Genomic DNA, 25,250 nt, shown 5'->3' with positions numbered 1-25,250 from the left:
CTAGCTGTTAAGATTTGGTTTGTCACAGCATTTACAGGTTTTTTATTATCGTTATCACTATGTTTAGGGGGAAATTATTTTGTTCAAAAAAGCACTGACCTTGTGCATGACCTTCACACTGGCAGCGGGTCTAGCCGCTTGTGGCTCCAATGCAAGCAATAACAACAGCGCGTCCACTCCGGGTACAGATGGCTCTAAAAACGAAAGCACAGCCTATGTTCCTAAGGAGTTAAAGGTACAGTTCGTTCCTTCTCAAAATGCAGATACGCTCGAAGCCAAAGCCAAACCGCTCGAAAATCTACTGGGTGACAAGCTTGGAATCCCGGTGAAAGTAACGGTATCTCCTGACTACAATACAATTGTGGAAGCCATGTCTTCCAAACAGGTAGATGTAGGATTCCTTCCGCCGAATGCTTATGTACTGGCCCACGATAACCGTAAAGCAGCCGACTTGCTGTTGCAAGCTCAACGCTACGGCATTGAAGATGCTACAGGTAAGGACACGACTGAAAAAGTAAACTTTTATAAAGCAATGATCGTGGTGAAAAAGGATTCTCCGATTCAAAGTCTAGCTGATCTGAAAGGCAAGAAGGTTGGCTGGCAAAATGTAACCTCCTCCGCAGGCTACGTGTACCCTGCAGCAGAGCTGAAAAAAGCTGGAGTGGACCCGGACACGGATGTGCAGGGTGTGACAATCAAAGGCCACGATGCTGCTATTCTGGCGTTGCTGAACGGTCAAGTTGATGCGGTAGCTGTTTTCCAGGATGCACGTAACACGGTGAAGAAGGAAATCCCGGATGTATTTGAAAAAACTCGCGTCATTCATTACACAGCTAAAATTCCAAATGACACCGTCAGCGTACGTTCTGATATGGATCAAGCGTGGAGAGACAAGATCAGCCAAGCCTTTATTGACATTGCCAAAGACCCTGCAGGCGGCGAGATCATTAAAGAAATTTACACCCATGTAGGTTATGAAAAGGGTGACGATAAAAACTTCGACTCCGTGCGTGAATACGCCGAAGCCGTTGGTCAAGCGGTTAAGTAATCGGAGCAAACAAGGTACTTTAATGAAGTAACAGCTACGAAACAGGCTTTACGAATGACAGGGCAGCACCGTCCATGTATTCATGGCGGTGTTGTTTTCATTCCACCCCATCGGGGGAGAAAGTTGGGAGCATATGATCGAATTCCGTAACGTATCGAAAACATACCCGAACGGCACCAAAGGGTTGAACCATATTAATTTGACGATTCAGGAGGGAGAAATGGTCGTCATCGTCGGCTTATCCGGTGCAGGTAAGTCTACCCTGCTGCGTTCCATTAACCGACTGCATGACATTACGTCCGGCGACATTGTCGTGGGTGGCAGGTCCGTCACGTCTGCTGGAAGCAGCGAGTTGCGGCGCATTCGCCGTGATATCGGCATGATCTTTCAAAGCTTCAATCTCGTTAAGCGTTCGACAGTGCTCCGCAATGTACTTTCCGGCCGCGTCGGCTATCATTCGACGCTGCGGACCATTCTCGGTCTCTTCCCGAAGGAGGATATCGAACTGGCACTAACAGCGCTGGAGCGCGTGAACATCCGCGAAAAAGCTTACAGCCGGGCAGATGAACTGTCCGGTGGCCAACAGCAGCGCGTATCCATCGCCCGCGCCCTGGCGCAGGAGGCTAAAATCATTCTGGCGGACGAGCCTGTCGCATCGCTGGACCCGCTGACCACCCGCCAGGTCATGGATGACCTCCAGCGCATCAACCGTGAAATGCAGATTACGACCATCGTCAATCTGCATTTCATTGATCTCGCGCGCGAATATGCAACGCGGATCATCGGATTGCGCGCCGGAGAAGTGGTCTTTGACGGCACACCGGAGGAGGCTACGGATGAGGCCTTTGCGGAGATCTACGGCCGGGCCATCAAGCATGATGAGCTGCTGGGAGTGGGATCATGAAGCCCGGCTCCACTGCCCAGCCGCTCTCTTCGACGCAACCGTCACCGCATGCTGGACCGCCGCAGCCAAGCAAGCCGCCAGCAGGGCCACCTTTGCCAGGACGTTACAAGCGTTATGCCACCTGGATGATTTTTATCGTAGTGCTGGTAGCCTGCTCCATTCATACGGATGCCACACCTTACCAGTTGATCATCGGCTTGCCGGAGATGGGCAAATTGTTGGGCGAAATGTTTCCACCCGACTGGAGCTATCTGCCTACCATCTGGAAACCGATGCTGGAAACGATCCAGATCGCCATTGTTGGCACGACACTGGGAGCCATATTGGCGATCCCTGTCGCGTTGCTGTGTGCCTATAATGTGATGCCGCGCAAACTGATTTCGCTGCCAATGCGCACGATCCTGAACCTAGTACGGACAATTCCTGATTTGCTGTTTGCCTCAATCTTTGTGGCGGTGTTCGGCATCGGGCCGTTTGCAGGGATGCTCGCCCTGCTCTTCTTCTCCTTTGGCATCATAGCCAAGCTGACCTTTGAGGCGATTGAAGCCATTGATCCCGGGCCGCTGGAAGCCATGACCGCTGTTGGCGCGAGCCGCATTCAAGTCATCGCCTTTGGTGTGGTTCCGCAGGCTCTTCCTTATTTTGTGTCGTACTTACTGTATACCTTTGAGGTTAATGTGCGCGCGGCTTCCGTTCTGGGCCTGGTCGGGGCTGGTGGTATCGGTCTGTTGCTTGACCGTTCTCTGGGGCTGTTCCGATATGATCGGGCAAGCATCATTATTCTACTGACCCTCGTCATCGTCCTTGCGATTGATTACGGCAGTAACCTGCTACGGAGGAAATTATTATGAATGATCCTACGCTTCGCAGACCTATTGGCTCCCGCCTACGCCTATGGGCGATAGCTATTCTGCTAATCATCATTTATATTTGGGCTTTTCGCGGGATGCAGTTTGAAGGATTACAGGGAACGGCCAAAAGTGTCTCTGTCGCTATATTGGACGGCTTCCTTCATCCCGACTGGTCGTTCGTCTACATCCCTGAGGGAGAGGATTTACTGCGCGGGTTGCTGGATACGCTGGTCATTTCAGTGCTCGGAACCTTCGTGTCCGCATTTGTCTGCCTTCCGTTCGCCTTTTGGGCGTCCAGCAATATGACCCGTCTACGTCCCTTATCGGGTAGCGGGAAATTTGTGCTTAGTGTCATCCGAGTTTTTCCAGAAATGATCGTCGCCATCCTATTTATCAAAGCCGTTGGCCCCGGTTCGTTTGCGGGTGTGCTTGCCCTCGGCATTCATTCCATCGGCATGCTAGCGAAGCTTTTCTCGGAAACGATCGAAAGTGTCGATCACGGGCCTCAAGAGGCTTTGATCGCGTGCGGTGCCAACCGTTGGCAGGTGATTTTCTTCGCCGTGCTACCGCAGGTGATTCCACAGTTTCTTTCGTATTCGCTTTACCGTTTTGAAATTAATATCCGTTCCGCTACCACGCTCGGTCTGGTCGGTGCAGGTGGTATCGGTACTCCGCTACTGTTTGCACTCCAAATGCGCAACTGGAACCGTGTAGGCGTTATCTTGCTCGGCATTGTGGTCCTGATCATTTTGACGGATCTGATTTCCGGCTGGCTGCGCAAACGGATCGTATAATTAGAATTCTAAACGTCCAAAAAGCCTCTCCTGTGTAAAAAGGGATGTTATACTCCCATTCACTCGGAAGAGGCTTTTGCCGTTCGTTCAACATCTCCCTGCCAATTCATCTATGACCCGTCGGACTTCCTCAGCCGTATTGTAAAAATGCGGAGCCACACGGATAACATCCTTTCGTGCTGAAACGATCATATTTTGGCTTCTCAAATTCCTTTCCACAGCCGACACGTCGGCTACTTCAACAGCGAGCAGGCTTGGTAATATGCCTCCCCTGTAAGGTACACGTATGTGTAACCCTTTGCGCCGTCCATATTCAACGGAAAAATCCAACAACTCACTCATATAGGCCTGAATATTCGTGACTCCAATCTCCAGCAGCAGCTTTAAGGCCGCATTGGCGGCAAAAATGCTAATAAAAGAAGGCAATCCCGTCTCAAAGCGTCGGGCTCCCGCCGCCGGAACCGGGTGAGCAATATCAAACCGGGAAGCAGGCTCCTGCCCAAGCCAGCCTGTAAGACGTGGCTTGAAGCGGTCTATTCGGTCCTTGTTTACATAAAGAAAAGCCACGCCCGGAATTCCCAGCATATATTTGCGTGCTCCCGCGACCAAAATATCTACGCCCATCGCCTTAACATCCACTGGAACGATCCCTGCAGACTGGTAAGCATCCACAAACAGCAACGCCTGATTTTGGTGAGCTATATCTGCAATGGATTTTAAATCCTGCTGAAATCCGTTGGTATAGTTCACTTGTGACACCATAACGAGCGCAGTTTTCTCCGTAACATGCTCCTCATACTGCTCTATCGTCACTTCTCCCTCGATGGAGGGGATACAGCAGATGTGATCATGGAACATCTCCTGTGCCTGCCAGATGTGTCCAACCGTCGGAAAGTCGGTGTCCGCATACACAATGCCTTCTTTTCCCCGTACATAAGGAAGGGCTGTGGCCACCCCGGCAATCGCCTCAGAGGCTGAGGACAGGACCGCAATTTCGTCAGGCTCCGCCCCGATAAGCTTAGCAAAATGCCCTCTAGCCTCCTCCAAACGTGCCATAGACAGATCGCCGTTATGACCGTGTTGCAGCAAACTTCGATGATATTCCTCAATGGCAGCGGAAACCGGCCTCGATACGGCCCCCTGGGAACAACTCCCTACATGGATATGTGAGGACAGCACTGGAAACAGCTGACGGTAGGACTGAAACGGATGTTTCATTTTTCCCTTCGCTCCTCCTGGGCACACCAACGTGCCTTGATATGATCATTTTATTATCCATATAAGCCACCTTAGAACAAGGGCCTCTCTTCCCATCTTCTCGCCGTTAACAGACGATAGACGCAAAGAGAGGCCCTGAGGAATCATATACAAAATCATAAATTAATGCACGCGTTTGCGTCCAAACCAGCTTTTAAGCACCAAAGTAGCCAGAGCTAGTAACAATAACAACGAGGCCACCGCAAAAGATGCCGAGAACTGATATTCGTTATACAAAATTTCTACATGCAGCGGCAGTGTATTCGTCTCTCCCCGGATATGTCCAGAGACGACGGACACTGCACCGAACTCACCCATGGCTCGCGCATTACACAAAATGATGCCATACAGCAGACCCCACTTGATATTCGGCAGCGTCACTTTCCAGAAAATGCGCCAGCCGCGCGCGCCCAGCGTGACCGCCGCTTCTTCCTCCTGCTGTCCCTGATCTTCCATCATTGGAATGAGTTCTCGCGCCACAAATGGAAAGGTGATGAACAGCGTCGCTAAAATAATACCAGGCAGAGCAAATATAATTTTAATATCATGCTCGTCCAACCACGGTCCAAGCCAGCCCTGTGCGCCGAACACTAATACATACATCAGCCCTCCGACGACAGGAGAGATGGCAAAGGGTAAATCAATCAAGGTGACCAGCAAGCCTTTGCCGCGAAATTGAAATTTCGTGATCAGCCAAGCGGCGGCTACACCAAATACCGTATTCAGCGGTACCGTTATCGCTGCCACCAGCAGCGTCAACCGCAATGCAGACATGGCATCTGGGTCCCGTAACGCTTCGACGTAGACGCCCCATCCTTGCTTGAGCGCTTCGGTAAGCACGACGATTAGCGGCAATACCAGTACCCAGAGCAAAGCTAAAAAAGCAGCACCAATTAGCGTCCACTTCACCCAAGTGGCCTCGGTCGTGACCCTGTTGGACGGTGCGGATGAAGGCACTGGTGCAGAAGCAAGCTCCTGCCCAGTTATTGCTTGTGACATGCTGTATCCCTCCTTAGAACGTGGGTATCATGCGCAGCCCCGCATATTAACTAGGTAGTTACATTAGACAGTTGAGTTTAGGCAGTTACGTTAAACTGCACGGCGCCGTGACCAGCGCTGAATGCTGTTAATCACGAGTAACAGCACGAATGAAATTACCAACAGCATCAACGCTACCGCCGTAGCTCCTGCATAGTCATTTTGCTCCAGCTTGGACATTATGAGCAGTGGAGCAATTTCCGTCTTCATCGGCATATTGCCAGAGATGAAGACGACAGAGCCGTACTCGCCAATGCCACGAGCAAAGGCGAGCGCAAAACCCGTCAGCAGCGGTGGCACCAGCTCCGGCACAATAACGCTGCGGAAGATACGCCATCTGCCAGCTCCCAGCGTAGCAGCAACCTCCTCCTCGTCCTTGTCCAGCTCCTCCAGCACCGGCTGCACTGTCCGTACGACGAACGGAATGCCAATAAACATCAATGCTAGCGTAATTCCCGTCTGTGAGTATGCCAGCCTCCATCCAAGCGGTTCAAACAATGAACCGATCCAGCCGTTCTGCGCATACAGAGCAGTCAAAGCAACCCCCGCTACGGCAGTAGGCAAAGCAAAGGGCAGATCAATCACCGCATCAAAAATTCGTTTCCCTGGAAACTCATAACGCACCAGCACCCAGGCTATCAATAAACCGAGAAATAGGTCGATCAGCGCCGCAGCCGCAGCACACAAAAAGCTTACCTTGTAGGAAGCCAGCACCCTAACATCAGTCGCCACGTCCCAAAATTTCTCCCACGTCAGTCCAGTTGAATTCAGAAGCAGTGCCGATAAAGGCACCAGCACCACCAGACTGAGATACAGCACACTATAACCCATTGTTAACCCGAACCCGGGAAGTACGCGTTTTCGGGTGGCTTGCACTTGACTCATGTTCTGTTCATCCCTCTCTGAATCCATTCACTATGACACTCGCGGCTACCGATCAATCGCCTACACAGTCCACCTATTTTATGAACTGCCGGGTACATAAATCTGGTCAAAAATGCCTTTGTCGCTGAAATGCTTCTGCTGCGTCTCCCTCCATGTCCCGAATACATCCTTCAAGGTTACGAGCTCCAAGTTAGGAAATTGATCCTTGAACTTTGCCGTCACACTCTCCAGTGTTGGGCGATAATAATTTTCGGCAGCAATGGTCTGCCCTTCTTCACTGTACAAATATTTCAGGTACGCGTCCGCCACCTCACGTGTACCTTTTTTATCTACCACCTTATCGACTACTGCTACCGGGGGTTCAGCCAATATACTGATCGACGGATACACGATATCGAATTTGTCCGCACCCAGCTCCTTCACGGAGAGCAATGCTTCATTTTCCCATGCAATCAGCACATCACCAATTCCACGCTCTACGAAAGTCGTTGTCGCTCCACGTGCTCCGCTATCCAATACCGGCACATGCTTATACAGCTCCTGTACAAACTGCTGGGCCTTGGCTTCATCGTTATTGTTCTTCTTGAGCGCATAGGCCCAGGCTGCAAGATAGTTCCAACGTGCTCCACCCGAAGTTTTAGGATTCGGTGTAATAACTTGCACATCACCACGGATTAAATCGTCCCAGTCCTTAATCCCTTTCGGGTTCCCTTTGCGTACCAGTAACACGATGGTTGAAGTGTACGGGGCGCTGTTATGCTCATATTTACTTTGCCACCCCTCTTTAACAAGTCCTTTTTCCTGTAGCGCATCAATATCATAGCCCAAGGCCAGAGTTACCACGTCCGCGCCCAGTCCATCCTGCACAGAACGACTTTGCTTGCCAGATCCTCCGTGAGATTGCTTGATCGTAACCTTCTGCCCTTTCTCCTTCTCCCAATGGGCAGCAAACGCTTTATTATATGCCTCATACAGCTCACGGGTCGGATCATAAGAAACATTGAGCAACTCCACTTCCTTGGAACCGGCAGCAGAACTACCATCCGCCTGCGTCCCTCCCTTGCTTGCCCCGCAAGCGCTCAGCATAATCGTTAAAACCAAAGATAGTCCGAGAATAAGTCCACTTTTCCATTGCCTTTTCATCAAGACACCCCGAATTCTATGTAATTTGTATTCATTTACGCCTGTTATTGACAGACATAATCAAAAAAAGAGCGGAGAATTCCCTGATGCAGCCCTGATAGGTCAAACCTGTCACGTGGACAGTGTCTGCCTGCTGTTCCTAGAGGTTCTCCGCCAAAATGGCGAGATCATACATTAATTCTTTAATTCCTACCTGTTTAATGAGTTATATGGATATAATACGAGAGTTTAGGAGTGATGTCAAACCTTTTTTTGGTATGTATCATCTGGACTTTTCTTTCTTTAAGAGGGGGCAGTCAGAAACATGATATATGTTTCCGACCGTTTAGAGGTCATTTACACACGAAGTACGACTTAGTTGGCAACCGTTTCAAGATTAATCGAAAAGACTCCAAAAAGCTTCGGATTGTCCGTAGCTCTTCTCAACCACAGTTCACCCGATCCCACCATGACTCCCTGATAATTAACAAACAAATCATCTGTCTTTTGATTCACCAGCGCCTCGCGAATTGCATCCGTAAAAATCTGATCATACTTGGCCATAAAATCTTTCTTATTCGGAATCGTTAGCGACTTTTCACTATCATTAACACGCAGAGGGTACAAAATATAATTGGCCACTTTTTCCTTGTCATTGTCGGCAACTGCCTTCTGCAGCGCTTTGAACGTGTTCAAAAACGCTTTAGGATCTTGAATACCCGCTACCTCAAATGGATTTTGCGATGGATTGGAGGTTGCCGGAGAAGAAGATGTATCCGATGAAGCAGATGGAGCCGAAGGAGTTGATTTTTGTGCATCAGTACCGCTGTTTTCTGCACTCTCGCTCTCTTTCGCTGCTTTGTCACTTTGAGCTGAACCGCTACGATTACCACCGGCTCCGTTCTCGATCACGCTTGTACTGCTTCCAGTATCAATGGTTTCAGCATTCTTATCCTGACCACAGCCAGTAAGTGCTACAAAAGTAAGTGTAAGTAAAATGGCTGTCAGTGACAGCCTCCGTGACATCTTTTGATTACCGAATTCATGGTTTTTGGGCACAACGGGTCATCCTTTCTGCTTTCTGCTCTGACCTATTCTGTTCATTAAGTCTTCAACCGTTCTATTGTAACACAAGTAGACTAATGACCGCATGTCGCACCCTTTCTGGAAGGGGCTTACAGTGTAATATATGCGAAGGTTTTAACGTTTCCTTGCGATCCATCGTCCGTACTTACTTTCAAAATCAGCTCTTTCAAGGAGTCATTTGCTGCTTCATCCTGCCCTTCTGGCTTTACAAACAGCAGATCATGGCGTTCTCCTGGCTGCAACGTTCGACTGGAAAATCCGCTCGTTGTACCTTGCAAGTCCGATCCATTCGAACTGTTGAGCTTGTATTGTATGGGCTGCTTTCCAACATTCTTGATACTAATGTACAGCTTGCGCCCCTCTTCAAATTTAAAGTTCGTTTCGCCTTGTCCTTCAAAATGCATTCTTTGATCATGTACGATACGCTTCGCTGTGCCTCCCTGCTTATTCTGCACGCTTAGCGGTATTGCTGGATGCGTCACACTCGACGTTGATGTAGTATATGTGTGTGTCGGAAAACTAGCAAAAGTGGCATAACCCACAATTGCCCCTGCAACCCCCATCCAAACCCATTTCTCCACCATTTGATTTCCTCCTTTTCTTATCTATCCTTCAGTCGTCACCATGATTGCACAGATGGAACGGCTTATCTTCTATAAGGAAGCGATCAAGCCAAGTCATTTTATATATAAAGTCGGGTGCCGATTCGATGAATCCTTTTACAATGTCCAAAGAGCGTAGATTGTTCAAGTTTTGTATTTCAGGAGGCAACGTACGGATTCCGCTATACTGGATATCCAGATACTCCAGTTGTTGCAGCTCTCCAATTTCAGGAGGCAAATGCCGGAATGCCAGCTCCTCTTTGGGAATTACTTTGACATCTGGTGCCGGGCGATCATAGCATCCACAGCTGATCCTCAGGCTTTTGAGCCGGGTCAGCTTGGCAATATCAGCCGGTAGCTCTTCCAAATCCGCTACTTGTATCGTCAGTGACTCCAACGATTCCAATTCGAACAAAACGTGCGGTAGTGTTCGTATATCCTGCTCGAAAATGGTCAGATGCTCCAGAGAATGCAGTGTATGCCTAGCATAAACGTGTCTGCCCGTTCCATAGCATAATCAATCAGTCTTTCATAGGCTGCTCCCGAACATCGCTGTATAATCTGAACATGTCTCTCCCCCTCTGTGCCCTCGGCCTTACAATAAAAAAAGCCGAACTCATATCTATTATGAGTCCGGCTGTCATATTTTTCAAACTTGATCAAAGGCACCCAATACGACTTTTTGAATAGGGCTTACCGCTTACTCTGTCACTGTTCCATAGATCAGCACTGGTGCTTCCGCATGATCCGCAATACGGATGTTCGCGTAGATTTTCTCCAGTACTTGAGCTACATCTTCACGGTTCGCATGGATGGTAACCAGTGAATCGCCTTTTTGAACAGCATCCCCGACCTTTTTGTTCAGCATCAAGCCGACAGCCAGATCAATCTCGGATTCTTTGGTCGCACGTCCTGCTCCAAGCAACATCGCTGCGGTACCGATTTCGTCAGCCACGATTTCAGCTACCACACCATCCTGCTTCGCAGGCACCTCAATAAGATACTGTGCTTGTGGCAAGCGTTCAGGATGATCCACCACAGAAGCGTCACCGCCCTGATTCGCAATAAACTCTTTGAATTTCTCCAGTGCTTTGCCATTGCGAATGACTTCTCTGAGCTTCTCTTCGGCGTTTTCAAGGGATTCTGCTTTCCCTGCCAAAAATACCATCTGACTGCCCAAAGCCATACACAGCTCTTCCAGATCTTTCGGTCCTTCGCCACGCAGCGTATCAATCGCTTCTTTCACTTCCAGCGAGTTACCGATGGCCAGACCCAGCGGTTGACTCATATCGGAAATGACTGCCATCGTTTTTCGGCCCACATTGTTACCGATGCTCACCATAGCATGTGCCAGTGCTTTGGCATCATCTACGGTTTTCATAAATGCGCCTGCACCTGTTTTTACATCAAGCACGATGGCATCGGAGCCGGCAGCGATTTTCTTACTCATAATCGAGCTGGCAATCAGCGGAATCGAGTTGACCGTCGCCGTAACGTCACGCAAGGCATACAGCTTTTTGTCCGCAGGTGTAAGGTTACCGCTTTGTCCGATGACCGCAATTTTGCTGCGATTCACCAAATCCACAAATTCGTCCTTGCTGATTTCGACGTGGAAGCCTGCAATAGCCTCCAACTTGTCGATTGTTCCTCCGGTATGTCCGAGGCCGCGGCCTGACATTTTGGCTACCGGAATGTCCAAGGCCGCTACGAGCGGAGCCAGTACCAGCGTTGTTGTATCACCCACACCGCCAGTGGAATGCTTATCGACCTTTACACCTTCAATCGCGGACAGATCAATGGTATCACCCGAATGAACCATCGCCATCGTCAGATCAGCGCGTTCGCGTTCAGTCATATCTTTGAAGAAAATGGACATCGCCAATGCACTGACTTGATAATCAGGAATTTCACCCTGAGTGTAGCCTTGGATAATAAAATTAATTTCCTCCGTACTCAGTTCTTTTCCGTCACGTTTTTTCTCAATCAAGTCTACCATTCTCATATGTCATTTCTCCTCACTGTGCGTATGATCGTTTACAGAGATACTGCTGTATCCAGTGCAACTTCCATCATTTCTTTAAAGGTTGTTTGCCGTTCTTCTGCGGTCGTTTCTTCCCCCGTCAGCAAATGATCGCTTACCGTCAGAATCGTCAGTGCGTTTACACCAAACTTGGCTGCCAGCGTGTACAAAGCCGAAGTTTCCATCTCTACACCCAGCACGCCGTATTCCATCAGCTTTTGTACCACTGTTTTGTCATCACGGTAGAAGCTATCTGAGCTGAATACATTGCCGACATGCATGTTCAAGCCTTTGGCAACACCGCGATCATAAGCGCCCTTCAATAGATCGAAGCTGGCAATCGGCGAGTAATCGTAGCCGCCAAAGATATGGCGGTTCATGCCGGAATCCGTACAGGATGCCTGTGCCAAAATGACGTCACGAACGTGCACATGCTCCTTCATTCCGCCGCATGTACCCACGCGGAACAGGTTTTTCACACCATATTCGCTAATCAGTTCGTTGACATAAATACTGATAGAAGGCAGCCCCATCCCAGTTCCCTGTACAGACAGGCGTTTGCCTTGGTACGTACCCGTGAATCCGAGCATTCCGCGAACCTCATTGTAGCAGGTCACGTCCTCCAGATACGTTTCAGCAATAAATTTTGCCCGTAGCGGGTCTCCTGGCAGCAAAATCGTTTCTGCAATTTCTCCGGGTTTGGCTCCAATGTGTACACTCATGTTTTTTATTCCTCCGTCCCATTTGTCCATGCTTGTATCGTTATTTATATCGTTACTAGTAATCTTGCTTGTACTCTTGCTGGTCCTTGATTACTGAAGCTCTGCCAAAAAGCTCGTTCCGTGTTCAGGCAGTTTCACACCAAAGTTATCTGCTACGGTCGCTCCAATATCAGCAAAGGTTTTACGAACCGCAAGCTCCTTGCCCCCAACTGTAAAACGCGGGGAATATGCCAGCAAAGGTACGTATTCGCGGGTGTGATCCGTTCCCCGATACGTCGGGTCATTCCCATGGTCTGCAGTGATGATTAGCAGATCGTCATCGGTCATTTTGGCAAAAACCTCTGGCAAACGCGCATCGTAATCGTCCAAAGCTTGACCATATCCCTGCGGATCACGACGGTGACCGTATACAGCGTCAAAGTCCACCAAATTCAGAAAGCTTAATCCGGTGAAATTCTCATCGAGCGTAGCCACCAGCTTATCCATGCCGTCCATATTGGACACCGTACGTACCGCCTTCGTCACACCCTCACCGTCATAAATGTCGGAGATTTTACCCAAGGCGATCACATCTAGACCTGCATCCTTCAGCTCGTTCATGGTGGTGCGGCCAAACGGCTTGAGCGCATAATCATGTCGATTGGAGGTACGGGAGAAGTTCCCTGCCTCGCCTACGAACGGACGTGCAATAATGCGACCCAGCATGTACGGATCTTCCAGCGTGATTTTACGGCAGAACTCGCAAATCTCATAGAGCTCCTTCAAAGGTACAACTTCCTCGTGCGCCGCAATTTGCAGCACAGAGTCCGCCGAGGTATAGATGATGAGCGCTCCAGTTTTCACGTGTTCTTCGCCCAGCTCATCAATGATTTCCGTTCCGCTAGCAGGCTTATTGCCAATAACTTTGCGACCTGTGTGCTCCTCAATGCGTTGAATCAGCTCATCCGGGAACCCATCAGGAAATACACGGAAAGGAACCGCAATGTTCAAGCCCATGATTTCCCAATGGCCCGTCATCGTATCCTTGCCATTGGACGCTTCCTGCATCTTAGTGTAATACGCGAGCGGCTTGTCGGCCGCTGCCACTCCTTCTATGGAACGAATATTGGACAGACCGAGCTTACCCATATTCGGCATCTTCAGGCCACCGCGTTCGCGGGCAATATGACCGAGCGTATCTACATCGTAATCATCAAACTGGGCAGCATCCGGCGCTTCACCGATACCAACCGAGTCCATAACCACCAAGTGAATCCGTTTGAATTTAGACATTATAAAAATCCTTTCCTGACTCGCTGTTTTTTTTACAAAAACAACCCTGCAATCGTTGCCGACAGCACGCTAACCAGCGTTGCCCCGTACAACAGCTTCAGACCAAAGCGGGCCACCACATTTCCCTGTTTTTCATGCAACCCCTTCACCGCCCCGGAAATGATACCGATGGATGAGAAGTTAGCAAAGGATACGAGGAATACCGATACGATCCCGACCGTGCGCTCCGACAAGCCTGTTTGCTTGGTCAGATCCAGCATGGCCACGAATTCGTTGGATACGAGTTTGGTAGCCATAATGCTGCCCGCCTGAACGGCTTCGTTCCACGGAATACCCATGACAAAAGCGAAAGGCGCAAACACATATCCAAGCAGCGCCTGAAAGCTGATTCCAAACAACCAGGAGAAAATCCCGTTAACCATGGCAATCAGCGCCACAAAACCGATCAGCATCGCAGCTACCGTAATAGCAACCTTGAAACCGTCCATAATATATTCCCCGAGCATTTCGAAGAAGGACTGCTTCTCTTCCTCCTGAACCTCCAGTAAATCGTCTTCCTTCTCAATCTTGTACGGATTAATAATGGAAGCGATAATAAAGCCGCCGAACAGGTTCAATACCAAAGCTGTGACCACATATTTGGGATTTAACATTTGCATGTAAGCTCCCACAATCGACATGGACACTGTAGACATCGCAGACGCACACAGCGTATACAACCGATGTTTTGGCAGCAGACCAATTTGCTTCTTAACGGAAATAAACACCTCGGATTGACCCAAGATAGCCGAAGCTACAGCGTTGTAGGATTCCAGTTTACCCATTCCGTTTACTTTGCTCAAGACAAGCCCGATATATTTAATAATAAAAGGTAACACTTTTACATATTGCAAAATACCAATCAACGCGGATATGAACACGATTGGCAGCAGTACACCGATAAAGAACGGTGCTGCTCCTTCATTCGCAATTCCGCCAAAAACAAAGTTAATCCCTTCAGTTGCATATGCCAAAAGACTATTAAAACCTTCTGCAAAGCCTTTGACCAAAAATTCGCCAATTCCTGTATGCAGTAATACGAAAGCAAGCGCTGCTTGCAGAACAACCATAACCACCAGCGGACGATACCTGATTTTGCGCTTGTCACTGCTGGCAACGTAAGTAAGTGCAAATACAACGAGCAGTCCCACCAGAGCGATTACATATTTCATTTAATTTCCCCCTCATTACATTAAGCGCTTACATTACCCATAAAAAGAACGCGCCCCAAAGAGGCATTCTTTTTTTTATTTCCCCAGATCCGCAGGTCGAAAGGCACCCGGCAGTAATTGATCCACCGTCCACTCTTCTGTGTTGCCATGAAGGTTTGTCAGATAAATTTTGGTATCTTGATGAGCAAATTCGGAAATGACCTGACGACAGGCCCCACATGGAGACACAGGCCCTTCCGTATCAGCTACAACCGCAATCGAATCAATTTTCCGGCAGCCTTCGGATACCATTTTGAAAATCGCTGTCCGCTCTGCACAATTGCATAAGCCGTAGGAGGCATTTTCCACATTACATCCGTGGTAAATCGTGCCATCGCTTCCGAGAACCGCAGCACCCACCTGAAAATTCGAATACGGAACGTATGCCTGTTTACGCGCCTCAAGCGCTTTTTGAATCAATTGATCCTTCATTGCGAATCCCTCCATGACTTTAAAATAAACTTAGTAGGAAGATGTAGACTGCTCGCCCTCGATGATCTTCACACCGGAACTTGCACCGATCCGACTTGCGCCAGCTTCTACTAATTTTTGCACGTCTTCCAGACTGCGTACACCGCCTGAAGCCTTAACACCAATCTCAGGTCCTACCGTTTTGCGCATCAAAGCCACATCTTCCGCAGTAGCTCCACCTGTTGAGAAGCCTGTCGAGGTTTTCACAAAATTCGCTCCCGCTTTGACGGACAGCTCACATGCCAGTACCTTCTCTTCGTCTGTCAGCAAGCAAGTTTCGATAATCACTTTTACCAGTGTACCGGCAGCTGCCTCCACGACCGCACGGATGTCCTGCTCGACGAGCTGTACATCACGTGCCCTCAAAGCGCCTATGTTAATAACCATATCAATTTCAGTCGCACCGTTAGCAATAGCATCTTTCGTTTCAAATGCTTTTGTTGCGGACGTGCTCGCTCCCAGCGGGAAACCGATAACCGTACAGATGGCCACGCCCGTACCTGCCAGTTGCTCTGCCGAATAAGCTACCCACGCCGGGTTCACACATACAGAAGCAAACTGATATTTTTTGGCCTCGGCAGTCAATTTCGTAATTTCATCCTTCGTCGCATCTGCACGCAACAATGTATGGTCGATTAATGCTGCAATGTTCATATCTAAAAGCTCCTTCATTAGATAAATAGTGTGAAGACAAAAGTCATTTATTTCTCTGTGATGAGACCATCATAGCACGGCTTTGAACATATGTAAAACACATTTTGAAATTATGTTCAAGCTTATGCACAAGGCGTCACCTACAATTCATATTTCCCTGTAGGGACGTGCCATAACCGTATATTTTGCTGGGTTGAGACGACTTGCTCTATTGTAAAAGTGCTTGAGCCGTAAACTGATCCGTCACCAAAATATTCGCATACTTGCCACGCAGCGATGCCCGAATGGCCTCCACTTTACGCTGGCCTCCAGCGACGAGAATGGACTTCTCCTTCTTTCGCAAATCAGGCAAATCAATCCCGACGGTACGGCTATTGATTTCCTGACTGCATATATTGCCCTCAGCGTCAAAAAAGCGCGAGCAAATATCGCCCTTGCCAATTCTTTGCAGTAGCTTCTGCTCTTCCCCGTTAAAATAGCCCAATCGGAACAGCAACGCATCCTCCTTGACCGTACCCACCGTAAACACAGCGATGTTCGCCTGCTTGCCAAGTTCAATGATACGCTGGATATGCCGATCCTCCTCGACCATTTTCTTAACGGCGTGACTGTCGAAAATCACAGGCAGCGGCAAATACCGTGCTATGGTATGAAAGGCTTCTGCGAACAAATTCACGGTTTCCACGGCATATGTGTTGACATGCGAATGGCTCACGCCTCCTTTGAGCTGAACCACCTCAACACCCTTGACCTGCTTTTGCTGGAGATGAAGCGCTACGGCATGCATCGTTGTTCCCCATGTCACTCCAATAATATCAGCATCCTGTACCGTTTCATGCAAATAATCGGCTGCTTTTTGCTAATATGCTTCTTGATCTCCTGATATTCATTTAACGGCGAATAACAGACTAACACGGTATCCAGTCCGTACTTCTTCTTCACCTGCTCTCCGAGCGCGTCCATATCCTCCATCGGGTCCACAATACTGATCCGCACGTATCCCTGTTCCTTGGCAGCCTGCAGTAACCGCGATACCGTAGGACGCGATACCCCGAGTCTGACCGCGATATCTTGCTGACTGTAGTCGTTTAGATAGTATAATCTGGCTGCCTCGATACTTAATCGCTGCTTTTCATGATCCATTCTACCTCAACCCGCTTATCTTAAAATGTAGTGCCAGCGGACACAGCTTTAGTCCCAAACATTATATATGAAGGGAAACTTGAAGCCACGCCTTGGCCGTATAGTTGTTAATTTGGAAGATTTAACTGCTCGTTTGTGATATTCTGTGATTAACTACAACTACTTTACCGCATCCTCAACTTTATCGTTCCATCTGTCAAAACGCAATAGTTAAACCATTTTACCGCTCATTCACAATCTGTGATGGCTTATCTGAATATGTAAGGAGAATTGCTATGTCTGAATTTATTGTGTGCAGTCTGGCGGACAAAAAGTTCGCTTTAAACTTTGTGGAAGTAGAAGAAGTCATGAATGCCAAAAAAGGAACGCCGCTTCCCTTTTCCGAGGCGTGGCATGAAGGAATGGTGACTATTCGCGGCAATGTATTTACGATCCTTAATTTACGCAAAAAGCTGTTTCTTCCTGCATCAAGCGATTCCGCCGAGGACAAAATGATTTTGCTCAGCCGTGCGAAGATTGCTCTGCTTGTCGATCAGGTGGAAGACACAGCTTCTGCCGAGGACAGTCAGCTACAAAGCAATGAGGAAGAGTGGCAACGCGAGTTGTTCCCTACAGTGATGGAGCATCAGGGTACCCTCATTCCGGTGATCGATATGGACGCTTTTCTTGCATCCACCAAGACGAACTAAAAAGCAAAATACTCCCGAACCTTGAGCCCGCTTACACTCATCGTTCGGGAGTATTTTCAGTTATTGGAGTCCCTGCCCCTCTTTCATATGAACCAGCGTGTTCAGCTGCTCAAGCAACGTATTCCCGCCAGTCAGCGAAATCGTGCCAATCTTCTCGCAGATTTTTTCCATGAATTCCAGTTCTTTAAGACGAAAGAGGGTGGCATTCTCGTCCATCAGCTTGGCCGTATTGAGCAGACTACGAGTGGATGCCGTCTCTTCACGTCGTGTGATGAGGTTGGCCTGTGCCTTCTTCTCTGCCAACAGCACGGTATTCAGAATATCCTTGATATCCCCCGGCAAAATAATATCCTTCACCCCTGCTGACGTAAAAGTCACTCCATATTCGCCACTCTGCTCATTCAGTCGAGTCAAAACATATTCCGCAATCTCCTGCTTCATTTTCAGCAAATCATCCAGCTTCATCGTGCCAACATATTCGCGCAGCAGCAGTTGAAGCATAATGTACATTTGTTCCTCGTATGCCCTGAATTCCAACGCCCGCAACGGGTCGATGATACGGTACTGACAGACAAAGTTGAGGCGTAGCGTGATTTTGTCCTCTGTCATGATTTCCTGTCCCATCAGGTCCATCTGCTGTTGTCGCATATCTATCGTTTTGATCTCTGTATTCACTGTGGACATCCAGAAATAATATTTGCCCGGTTTCAGCTCACCCTGCAACACATTATCGTAATACAAAAATCCCAATTCATAGCTGCCCACCTGAAGTGTCTTCCAGAAGCCCGGTGTCTTGGACAAGAATGCTTGCCCCAATGCCTTATCAATTGCAGGCTGCCGAGTATCTGCACGAACAAAACGATGTTCCTTGAGCATGTTCCAAAAAGCATATTTTCCAGCCGTTAGCAGCTCCACAAATCGATTATCCTCATAATGCAACACATATTCATGGTCCTCTACATCGATGACATTCAATTGTTCAAGCAATAGGGGATCTGTCAAAAACAAACGAATATCATGATCCGGTACAAAAAATGGTTCGGCTACATTCAAAATTTCAACTGCTTCCTGCTGAAATGTCTTCAATAGGTAAGTTCCTGGGTGCAACAACTTGTGGTAGCTTCCTTTTTTGAACAACAGCCCGCGCTCATCAGATTTAATCGTTATCTTCTTAAACATCGTATCACTCCTAGTATTAAAATCCTCCACTTAAAAGTATGCTTCTTTCTATATGTGGCGGCTCCGCGGTCCATTTGATCTTCCGATCGCTGTTGCCACTGAATTTTTAGAATGGATGAACCCGTTAAAGGGTTAAAATTCAGTGGCAAAGGCGAACGCTTCGCTTCTTCAGATTCAAATGGGCCGCTCCGCTGCTATCCGCCTTAAAATCAACACACTTTTAAAATGAGGATTTTTTATTTTTTATTTTTTATTTTTTATTTTTTATTTGTTGTAGTAGGGTTATTGACCCTTGCAGAGCATCCCTCCAGTGTGGACGGCGGGGTCAAGCTTAAGGAAAAAGAAAGATACCGTCTGTTTCCGTGTTCTAGGGATGGGATTCATCAGCCCAACATCGACTGTGAATCTGTATCCCCGAGACCTCAAAACCTGTCGGCGCTTGCTCTCTCCGGTATCCACTGGCCGCATAGCCATCGCCCCGGTATCTGTCATCGAGACCAGACATGGGATGCTCTTATCCGGGTCTTTTCATTGTTTTTATTCGATCATTCGAATACTCTACCAGAAGTCGCGTGGAAGGCGATTGGGAATTGAACCCTAATGTTGGTGGATACATCAGATTTACAGGATACCTGACCCATCAGGGTAGGCACTGCGGGACCTTTGGAAATCCACGCCTCGGTAATATCTTCCTGTATCAGCCTTTATCATTATCGCGCAACCTGGAACTCACGAACATGGCGAAAGTATTACGACCCTATAAAAAAAGACACAGGAGAAGCGTATGTGCTTCCCTTGTGTCTTTCTTTCTATAATTAACTGTCGCGTTCGTATCTTAGATCTGATCCACTAGGATGTTTTTTCGAAAACGGGATCGACGCTCGGTAGTGGAAGTTGTGGAACGTCTGTTGTTGTAGAAGAAGTCTGCTGGTGTGTATAGCTGAATGAAGGGGTCTCGTATTGCAATCCCGCCTTTTCATAGGTAAACCAATAGCTGACAGCCTTCCCGATATCGAGGTCTGTAACCCGCTGCTCCCAGACACCGCCGTTGTTTGTCATTCGGTAATTGAGCTGTTGTCCACCAGTTAAAGTATAATGCACATCAACATAGGCCGAGGCTGTTTTGGGTGTAAATTGAAGCAATGCTTCATGATCGCTGACAAAGCGAGCTCCTACTTTATAATCCTCCGTTTCCCCGCCACCCTCATTACCACCAGATGCTGGCTCTGTCGTTACCCCTACCGCATTGCTTGCTGCAGATAGGTTACCAGCTGCATCTCGAGCCTTAACGGTAAAGCTGTAAGTGGAAGCTGCATTCAGCCCTGTAATTGAAGCGGAAGTACCGCTTATCTCTGCTGCCTGGGCCCCGTTCTTATAAACGATATAACCCGTAACGCCAACATTGTCTGTAGCTGCATCCCACTCCAGAGTGACTACCGAAGCCGTTTTGGTCGTAGCTCGAACATTTGCCGGGATGGACGGAGCCTCCGTATCAGGTTGCGGATTGCCACCGCCGCTTCCATTTCCGATATTAAAGCTATTCGGCTGCACGGTAATACTGTGCCCATCTGAGAAGGTTACTGTTTTGACTTGGTTTGTAAAATTGTAGGCCACATAAGTTTTTACACCGTTTTTATGAAATACGGCATAAATAGGTGAATTAGCGGTGATGCTGCGGTCGATGTTGCCTAAAGCATCCAAATTGTAGATCCAGTGGTAGGCATTCGCCTTGGAATTCCCTGCTTCCGGTGTCATGGCTGCTACGCGTGCACTGAATTTCGCCTTGGCATCGGACGGGTTCGAGATTGCTCTGTACATATACACAATATCTTCCCACGGACTGAAGTTCCCACCGCTTTTTCGCAGCAGATCGTTATAGTTCTTAGCCGCATACTCCGAATATTGCGTCAGATACAAGGAGGCCGAGGTGATCGGTAGCCAGTTGATACCATGCACCTCTGCGGCATTATCGGTCCACCATGTTGCATTCCCTACCGTTTTACCGCCCCAGATCATGCTTGCCGTCGCGCTTTGCATCCCTGCAGGAGTGTTTGTGCCATGCACATCAAACCAGTATTCGTTAATGGCATTCATTTCAGTTGTGTATAGATAGATGCCGAGATCACGAGTTTGAGTATTTCCCGTCGCCTCGCCCCATAAAATAAGACCGGCCCAAGCATTCATCGCCTCCGAGGAGGATTCATTGTTGTTGCCATCGCCAAATTTGGCATGGCCGGAAGCCCAGGTGTGCCCGGCATAGGGATCAAAATTACGCAAATACGGAAATTTTGAATCAGACCTGTCGGTATTGGCGATATCGCGAATGAGCAACTGCACCATTTGTCCCCATTGGGAATCGGATGCCCAGCTCTTGTCCACACGTGCAATTTCGGCTGCGGCCTTGATAAAGTATCCATAATGGAAGTGATGGTCATTTAATTCTACCGCACTGCCAAAGCTGTCGGGATAACCGATCAATGTCCCCCAATGGTTGTTATACACAAATAGACTGGAGCTTTTCAGATTCCCCGAGTTGTCACTAGCCTTAAACCAGTCCTGCAGCCGGCTTTTGATCTCATTGCGGAACTGGGTCGCTGCTGCGGTATTGCCAGCCTGGTCGGCAATCGGCGCCAGCGCTGCTAGCTTGCCCAGACGTTTTCCAGTCCAGTACGTGTCTCTATCGCCAGAGTAGACTTCCGCTTTCGCTTCGTCTATATAACTGTTGAGCGTATTTTTATCGTAGGACCCCAAGTCGGGCAGGGAAGGCAGTACTCCTGTAAATTTCATTTTCGTTTGAAAAGACGCACCCTCTGCTGTTTTCATCAGACCGCGTACAGAATTGTACGTATAGCCTAGCAGGGGTTGTGATGAATTTTTCCACTGATGCGGGTATAAGGCAAAAATAGTGCCGCTTTGTGTGCCTTCCTTCGGTGTGGTTGCAACGTTAAAGGTGGTCGTTACCTCGGAAGAGGCTTCGTTATAGCTGTACTGTGCTTTGGAGCTTGTAACGAAAGAATAAGCGTATTGCTGAAACTTGTCCAATGTCGCGGTTGTTTTGTCAGGCAAAGCCGCCACTGTAAAATAGTTTTTCCCGTTTAATTGATTGATCAGCGTACTCGACCCGAGGCCAGACCAGGTGCTGCCGGAAGGACCAAACAGACCATAGTGTGAGCCATTGACTGTAATGCCAAGCACAGGGGAACTAGCTGACCCAGACCAAACCTCTGGCACCCCATTAAATGAAAGCTTGGGATTGCCACCGCCAAACTCAAAAAAAACATAAGGGGAGCCGTGTCCATAGGTAGCACTCATTTTATTGTTGCCGCTTTGAAATAATGATTTGACAAACCAGTCGCTGAAACCGTCCACCTTAGCATCCGGAAATGAAGCGCTTACAGAATGACCGATGGTAAAATCGTTCACATCATCCATCCAGCCCGCGATGTATCCCGGATTTACCGTAATTTTCCCACTCGGGTTAAAGATGCGTAAACCGTTTTGCTGATTTTTCAAGGCAAGGGGATGCGGATATTGAGCCTCGGAGTACGGTACCCAGGCCAGGCTGCTCCACCAGTCATTGGTAGGCATTGGGCTGATTACATTCGCTGTTTTGTAAATCTCGTTTTGCGGTGTTGCTGCTCCGGCAGGTAGTGTGGTTGAATATGAGCCAGCGCCTTGTGTGACCTCACCCGAAAAGGCTTTAGTAGAAACCGGTGCAGCTAAAAATATCAGACTGGCACTTAACAAGCATAATATCGTTTTTTTCACAACCTACATCCTCCTTTGATTTCTCTAATCCCTTTCACTGCAAGGCTTTTCCCTTCTCTTCCAAGTTGAATCCAACTTCATTGTGCTTGATCTCAATTTCCAGGTCAATCCTTTTATTTCTATATTCTAACTAAACGAGGCGAAAGTCTCTAAAAATACATAAGAAACCAGGACGAAAAACCCAAGCATGCGTAATTATGTTATCTCAAATTCACCCCATAAGACATTCACCCTATGAGTTATTCATCCCATTAACCATTCACCCTAATAAACGTTTAGCATATAAAAAAAGAATCCTCCAGGCCTTTTAGCCCTTCAGATTCTCTGTTCTTTTAAGTATATGAGCTTTTGAGCTTTTCCCCTTCCCATGCTCCCCACCATTTCGAAAAATGAGTGACTTTGCGGTGGGCAGTAGCGGAGCGAAGGGGTTGAATCTGGAGAAGCGGTAGCGTTCGCCTTTGCAGTGGGATTCTTACCTTTAAATGTCTTATACAATCCGAAGAATCCCACTGCAACAGCGATCGGAAGATCAACCCCTTCGCGGAGCGCCTCCTCCACCCGAAAACAACTCACTCATTTTCCCCGCCCAAAATACCCTTCTATTTTCCAGTCTACACCAACCTGTGTCACGCTCAAATCATGCAATGCCACCGCATTGCTCATCGCAGACACGCCTTCTCCCCCGAGAAATCCCGGGGCCGCGCGTCCTCCTACCAACTTCGGTGCAATATACAGCACCAGCTTATCTGCCAGCCCTTGCTGCACGAACGAAGCGTTCACCTCGGCTCCGCCTTCCACGAACACCGATGACACCTCCGCCGCACCCAAAATATCCAGCATTTGCGGCAGGTTAACCCGATCACTGTTTTCATCATGAGTCGGATATACCTTTACACCCAGTTGTTCCAACTGGCTACGCTTGCCTTCATCATAAACGCGCCCTGTGAATATCCAGGTAGGTGCCTCCCCATCTGTAATGACACGGGCATCCAATGGAATTCGAAGCTTGCTATCCAAAATGATACGAATCGGATTCCGTCCTTCCGGTAGACGAGTCGTAAGCTGAGGATTATCGTGAATCACCGTCTGTACACCGACCAGGATTCCCACATGCTCGTTACGAAGACGATGCACATCCTCCCGTGCAGCCTCAGATGTAATCCACTTGCTTTCCGAGGTCCGGGTCGCAATTTTACCGTCCAGCGTTACTGCCGATTTGATCGTAATAAAAGGACGCTTGCTCACGATATATTGATTGAACACTTCATTCATGCGGATGGATTCCTGCTCACATACTCCGACAATGACCTCAATGCCCGCATCTTTCAAAATCTGTACCCCTCTGCCGGAAACCAGCGGGTTCGGGTCCAGCGCTGCAATCACCACTCGACGAATGCCAGCCTTCACAATCGCTTCCGCGCACGGGCCTGTCCGGCCGTGATGGGAACACGGCTCCAGCGTTACGTAAATCGTCGCTCCCTGAGCGTGTTCACCCGCCATACGCAACGCATGAATCTCGGCATGTGGCTCGCCGGGCTTCAGATGAGCGCCGATCCCAACGATACGACCGTTGTTGACAATGACTGATCCGACGAGCGGATTCGGTTCTGTTTGCCCTTTAGCACTTCTGGCATTTTCCAGTGCCAGGCGCATATATTTTTCGTGAGTGGTCATAGAACCTCCCTGAGATCGGAATCCCGCAAATGGCCGGATCGTTCCACTTTTGTATTCAAATACCGTTCATTATATTGCGACACATCGCCCCAGAGCGGCATGCGACCGGCCACATTCATACCCGACTTCTTCAAAGCATCCATTTTTTTAGGATTATTTGTAATCAAAGTTACCGGTTTTTGTCTCAGGTGACGGAGCACACTAATGGCATCCGCATAGTTGCGTGTATCATCTTCAAAACCCAATTGATGATTGGCTTCGACAGTATCCATGCCTTCTTCCTGCAGAATATAAGCCATTGCTTTACTAAACAAACCGATTCCGCGGCCTTCATGGTTAGCCAGATAGAACAACGCACCCGTTCCATGTTCCACGATCATTTTCATGGACTGGTGGAGTTGAAATCCGCAATCACAACGCTTGCTACCAAAAATATCTCCAGTATGGCAAATACTATGCATGCGAACTAATGCATTTTCCGACTGTTCAAGATCGCCATACACCAAAACGCTTGACTGTTGTCCCTCTGCCAAATCCAGTGTGGACAATCGCTTCACAATCGTCTCAGCAGTGGCATTAAGTAAGTCCTGACGATCTTCCTCATCCCGTACGGGCAACCAGCAGTACCACTGAAAAACAACCGTTTCTCCTTCCATATTAACTGGCAGCTTGATCGGTCCTACCAAAATCGTCGAAGATTGCTCTCCACGAACGGTTTGAATTTTATCGTTAAGTAGCGTAGCTACATCTTTTTGGTTCATCTCTCTGCACCATCCTTTATATGAGCTCTATATAGAAAAATGCCTAATTCTTCAAAGGCT

General features: G+C 48.4%; 22 protein-coding genes and 1 pseudogene. 5 read left to right on the top strand and 18 right to left on the bottom strand.

What is annotated here, in order from left to right; translation table 11 throughout:
- Nucleotides 1-79 precede the first annotated feature (79 nt).
- The 4 genes from G9G54_RS19665 to phnE (G9G54_RS19650) all read left to right on the top strand — a co-directional run bounded on the left by G9G54_RS19665 (nucleotide 80) and on the right by phnE (G9G54_RS19650) (nucleotide 3,597).
- A complete protein-coding gene (locus G9G54_RS19665; protein WP_025722520.1) occupies nucleotides 80-1,048 on the top strand; it encodes a phosphate/phosphite/phosphonate ABC transporter substrate-binding protein in 969 nt (322 codons plus the stop codon).
- A 133-nt stretch (nucleotides 1,049-1,181) separates the two neighbouring features.
- Nucleotides 1,182-1,952, top strand: coding sequence for a phosphonate ABC transporter ATP-binding protein (phnC, locus tag G9G54_RS19660; protein WP_039273947.1), 771 nt, complete (start codon nucleotides 1,182-1,184; stop codon nucleotides 1,950-1,952).
- Nucleotides 1,949-2,803, top strand: a complete 855-nt coding sequence (gene phnE, locus G9G54_RS19655) for a phosphonate ABC transporter, permease protein PhnE (RefSeq protein WP_165179294.1) — start codon at nucleotides 1,949-1,951, stop codon at nucleotides 2,801-2,803. Before phnC ends, phnE (G9G54_RS19655) begins: the two co-directional genes overlap by 4 nt.
- On the top strand, nucleotides 2,800-3,597 hold the full coding sequence (phnE, locus tag G9G54_RS19650; RefSeq protein WP_013312028.1) for a phosphonate ABC transporter, permease protein PhnE: 798 nt from the start codon (nucleotides 2,800-2,802) through the stop codon (nucleotides 3,595-3,597). Before phnE (G9G54_RS19655) ends, phnE (G9G54_RS19650) begins: the two co-directional genes overlap by 4 nt.
- An 87-nt stretch (nucleotides 3,598-3,684) precedes the next feature.
- Here the strand turns inward: phnE (G9G54_RS19650) and G9G54_RS19645 are convergent, their stop codons facing one another.
- The 14 genes and pseudogenes from G9G54_RS19645 to G9G54_RS19580 form a co-directional block, all read right to left on the bottom strand.
- The gene (locus tag G9G54_RS19645) at nucleotides 3,685-4,815 is read right to left on the bottom strand and encodes an aminotransferase class V-fold PLP-dependent enzyme (RefSeq protein WP_165179293.1); all 1,131 of its coding nucleotides are present in this window, start codon (nucleotides 4,813-4,815) and stop codon (nucleotides 3,685-3,687) included.
- Nucleotides 4,816-4,977: 162 nt separating this feature from the next.
- Entirely contained in the window at nucleotides 4,978-5,853 is an 876-nt protein-coding gene (cysW, locus tag G9G54_RS19640) for a sulfate ABC transporter permease subunit CysW (RefSeq protein WP_165179292.1), read from the bottom strand.
- 90 nt (nucleotides 5,854-5,943) lie between these two features.
- Entirely contained in the window at nucleotides 5,944-6,777 is an 834-nt protein-coding gene (gene cysT, locus G9G54_RS19635) for a sulfate ABC transporter permease subunit CysT (protein ID WP_165179291.1), read from the bottom strand.
- A 78-nt stretch (nucleotides 6,778-6,855) separates the two neighbouring features.
- Entirely contained in the window at nucleotides 6,856-7,920 is a 1,065-nt protein-coding gene (locus G9G54_RS19630; protein WP_165179290.1) for a sulfate ABC transporter substrate-binding protein, read from the bottom strand.
- A 354-nt stretch (nucleotides 7,921-8,274) separates the two neighbouring features.
- Complete coding sequence (locus G9G54_RS19625) at nucleotides 8,275-8,958, bottom strand: hypothetical protein (protein ID WP_025722514.1); 684 nt, start codon at nucleotides 8,956-8,958, stop codon at nucleotides 8,275-8,277.
- 116 nt (nucleotides 8,959-9,074) lie between these two features.
- Nucleotides 9,075-9,569: a hypothetical protein gene (locus G9G54_RS19620; protein ID WP_165179289.1), complete on the bottom strand. Its 495-nt coding sequence runs from the start codon at nucleotides 9,567-9,569 to the stop codon at nucleotides 9,075-9,077.
- A 28-nt stretch (nucleotides 9,570-9,597) separates the two neighbouring features.
- Nucleotides 9,598-10,002 carry a leucine-rich repeat domain-containing protein gene (locus G9G54_RS19615; protein WP_238808268.1) on the bottom strand — a complete coding sequence of 135 codons (405 nt, stop codon included), beginning with the start codon at nucleotides 10,000-10,002 and terminating at the stop codon, nucleotides 9,598-9,600.
- 285 nt (nucleotides 10,003-10,287) lie between these two features.
- Entirely contained in the window at nucleotides 10,288-11,589 is a 1,302-nt protein-coding gene (locus tag G9G54_RS19610) for a pyrimidine-nucleoside phosphorylase (RefSeq protein WP_039273927.1), read from the bottom strand.
- A 32-nt stretch (nucleotides 11,590-11,621) separates the two neighbouring features.
- Nucleotides 11,622-12,329 carry a purine-nucleoside phosphorylase gene (gene deoD, locus G9G54_RS19605; RefSeq protein ID WP_165179288.1) on the bottom strand — a complete coding sequence of 236 codons (708 nt, stop codon included), beginning with the start codon at nucleotides 12,327-12,329 and terminating at the stop codon, nucleotides 11,622-11,624.
- Nucleotides 12,330-12,419: 90 nt separating this feature from the next.
- Nucleotides 12,420-13,601, bottom strand: coding sequence for a phosphopentomutase (gene deoB / locus G9G54_RS19600; RefSeq protein WP_165179287.1), 1,182 nt, complete (start codon nucleotides 13,599-13,601; stop codon nucleotides 12,420-12,422).
- 32 nt (nucleotides 13,602-13,633) lie between these two features.
- Nucleotides 13,634-14,812, bottom strand: a complete 1,179-nt coding sequence (locus G9G54_RS19595) for a NupC/NupG family nucleoside CNT transporter (protein ID WP_013312038.1) — start codon at nucleotides 14,810-14,812, stop codon at nucleotides 13,634-13,636.
- A 75-nt stretch (nucleotides 14,813-14,887) separates the two neighbouring features.
- Entirely contained in the window at nucleotides 14,888-15,283 is a 396-nt protein-coding gene (locus G9G54_RS19590) for a cytidine deaminase (protein ID WP_029519322.1), read from the bottom strand.
- A gap of 30 nt (nucleotides 15,284-15,313) precedes the next feature.
- On the bottom strand, nucleotides 15,314-15,976 hold the full coding sequence (gene deoC / locus G9G54_RS19585) for a deoxyribose-phosphate aldolase (protein WP_165179286.1): 663 nt from the start codon (nucleotides 15,974-15,976) through the stop codon (nucleotides 15,314-15,316).
- 208 nt (nucleotides 15,977-16,184) lie between these two features.
- A pseudogene (locus G9G54_RS19580) lies at nucleotides 16,185-17,119 on the bottom strand (sugar-binding transcriptional regulator).
- Between the two features lie 275 nt (nucleotides 17,120-17,394).
- Here G9G54_RS19580 and G9G54_RS19575 point away from each other — a divergent pair.
- On the top strand, nucleotides 17,395-17,808 hold the full coding sequence (locus tag G9G54_RS19575) for a chemotaxis protein CheW (protein WP_023990387.1): 414 nt from the start codon (nucleotides 17,395-17,397) through the stop codon (nucleotides 17,806-17,808).
- A gap of 60 nt (nucleotides 17,809-17,868) precedes the next feature.
- Here G9G54_RS19575 and G9G54_RS19570 read toward each other — a convergent pair whose 3' ends face one another.
- The 4 genes from G9G54_RS19570 to G9G54_RS19550 form a co-directional block, all read right to left on the bottom strand.
- The gene (locus tag G9G54_RS19570) at nucleotides 17,869-18,987 is read right to left on the bottom strand and encodes a slipin family protein (protein WP_165179285.1); all 1,119 of its coding nucleotides are present in this window, start codon (nucleotides 18,985-18,987) and stop codon (nucleotides 17,869-17,871) included.
- Nucleotides 18,988-19,836: 849 nt separating this feature from the next.
- Nucleotides 19,837-22,755 carry a glycosyl hydrolase gene (locus G9G54_RS19560; protein WP_165179283.1) on the bottom strand — a complete coding sequence of 973 codons (2,919 nt, stop codon included), beginning with the start codon at nucleotides 22,753-22,755 and terminating at the stop codon, nucleotides 19,837-19,839.
- Between the two features lie 573 nt (nucleotides 22,756-23,328).
- Nucleotides 23,329-24,429: a bifunctional diaminohydroxyphosphoribosylaminopyrimidine deaminase/5-amino-6-(5-phosphoribosylamino)uracil reductase RibD gene (gene ribD / locus G9G54_RS19555; RefSeq protein ID WP_165179282.1), complete on the bottom strand. Its 1,101-nt coding sequence runs from the start codon at nucleotides 24,427-24,429 to the stop codon at nucleotides 23,329-23,331.
- Entirely contained in the window at nucleotides 24,426-25,190 is a 765-nt protein-coding gene (locus G9G54_RS19550) for a GTP cyclohydrolase II (protein ID WP_165179281.1), read from the bottom strand. The genes ribD and G9G54_RS19550 overlap by 4 nt, the downstream gene beginning before the upstream one ends.
- Nucleotides 25,191-25,250 lie beyond the last annotated feature (60 nt).

Origin of the sequence: Paenibacillus sp. EKM212P, assembly GCF_011066115.1 — a bacterium.
Taxonomy (GTDB): Bacteria; Bacillota; Bacilli; order Paenibacillales; family Paenibacillaceae; genus Paenibacillus; species Paenibacillus polymyxa_B.
The sequence above is the reverse complement of the archived record's forward strand: the minus strand, read 5'-3'. Positions and strand labels throughout refer to the sequence as shown.

Excerpts from the sequence above, each read along its gene's own strand:
- G9G54_RS19575 (WP_023990387.1), top strand. The coding sequence starts at position 17,395 with ATGTCTGAATTTATTGTGTGCAGTCTGGCGGACAAAAAGTTCGCTTTA.
- G9G54_RS19645 (WP_165179293.1), bottom strand. The coding sequence starts at position 4,815 with ATGAAACATCCGTTTCAGTCCTACCGTCAGCTGTTTCCAGTGCTGTCC.
- G9G54_RS19610 (WP_039273927.1), bottom strand. The coding sequence starts at position 11,589 with ATGAGAATGGTAGACTTGATTGAGAAAAAACGTGACGGAAAAGAACTG.
- G9G54_RS19620 (WP_165179289.1), bottom strand. The coding sequence starts at position 9,569 with ATGGTGGAGAAATGGGTTTGGATGGGGGTTGCAGGGGCAATTGTGGGT.
- G9G54_RS19550 (WP_165179281.1), bottom strand. The coding sequence starts at position 25,190 with ATGAACCAAAAAGATGTAGCTACGCTACTTAACGATAAAATTCAAACC.
- ribD (WP_165179282.1), bottom strand. The coding sequence starts at position 24,429 with ATGACCACTCACGAAAAATATATGCGCCTGGCACTGGAAAATGCCAGA.
- cysT (WP_165179291.1), bottom strand. The coding sequence starts at position 6,777 with ATGAGTCAAGTGCAAGCCACCCGAAAACGCGTACTTCCCGGGTTCGGG.
- phnC (WP_039273947.1), top strand. The coding sequence starts at position 1,182 with ATGATCGAATTCCGTAACGTATCGAAAACATACCCGAACGGCACCAAA.
- cysW (WP_165179292.1), bottom strand. The coding sequence starts at position 5,853 with ATGTCACAAGCAATAACTGGGCAGGAGCTTGCTTCTGCACCAGTGCCT.
- phnE (WP_165179294.1), top strand. The coding sequence starts at position 1,949 with ATGAAGCCCGGCTCCACTGCCCAGCCGCTCTCTTCGACGCAACCGTCA.
- deoB (WP_165179287.1), bottom strand. The coding sequence starts at position 13,601 with ATGTCTAAATTCAAACGGATTCACTTGGTGGTTATGGACTCGGTTGGT.
- G9G54_RS19595 (WP_013312038.1), bottom strand. The coding sequence starts at position 14,812 with ATGAAATATGTAATCGCTCTGGTGGGACTGCTCGTTGTATTTGCACTT.
- G9G54_RS19630 (WP_165179290.1), bottom strand. The coding sequence starts at position 7,920 with ATGAAAAGGCAATGGAAAAGTGGACTTATTCTCGGACTATCTTTGGTT.
- deoC (WP_165179286.1), bottom strand. The coding sequence starts at position 15,976 with ATGAACATTGCAGCATTAATCGACCATACATTGTTGCGTGCAGATGCG.
- deoD (WP_165179288.1), bottom strand. The coding sequence starts at position 12,329 with ATGAGTGTACACATTGGAGCCAAACCCGGAGAAATTGCAGAAACGATT.
- phnE (WP_013312028.1), top strand. The coding sequence starts at position 2,800 with ATGAATGATCCTACGCTTCGCAGACCTATTGGCTCCCGCCTACGCCTA.
- G9G54_RS19570 (WP_165179285.1), bottom strand. The coding sequence starts at position 18,987 with ATGTTTAAGAAGATAACGATTAAATCTGATGAGCGCGGGCTGTTGTTC.
- G9G54_RS19590 (WP_029519322.1), bottom strand. The coding sequence starts at position 15,283 with ATGAAGGATCAATTGATTCAAAAAGCGCTTGAGGCGCGTAAACAGGCA.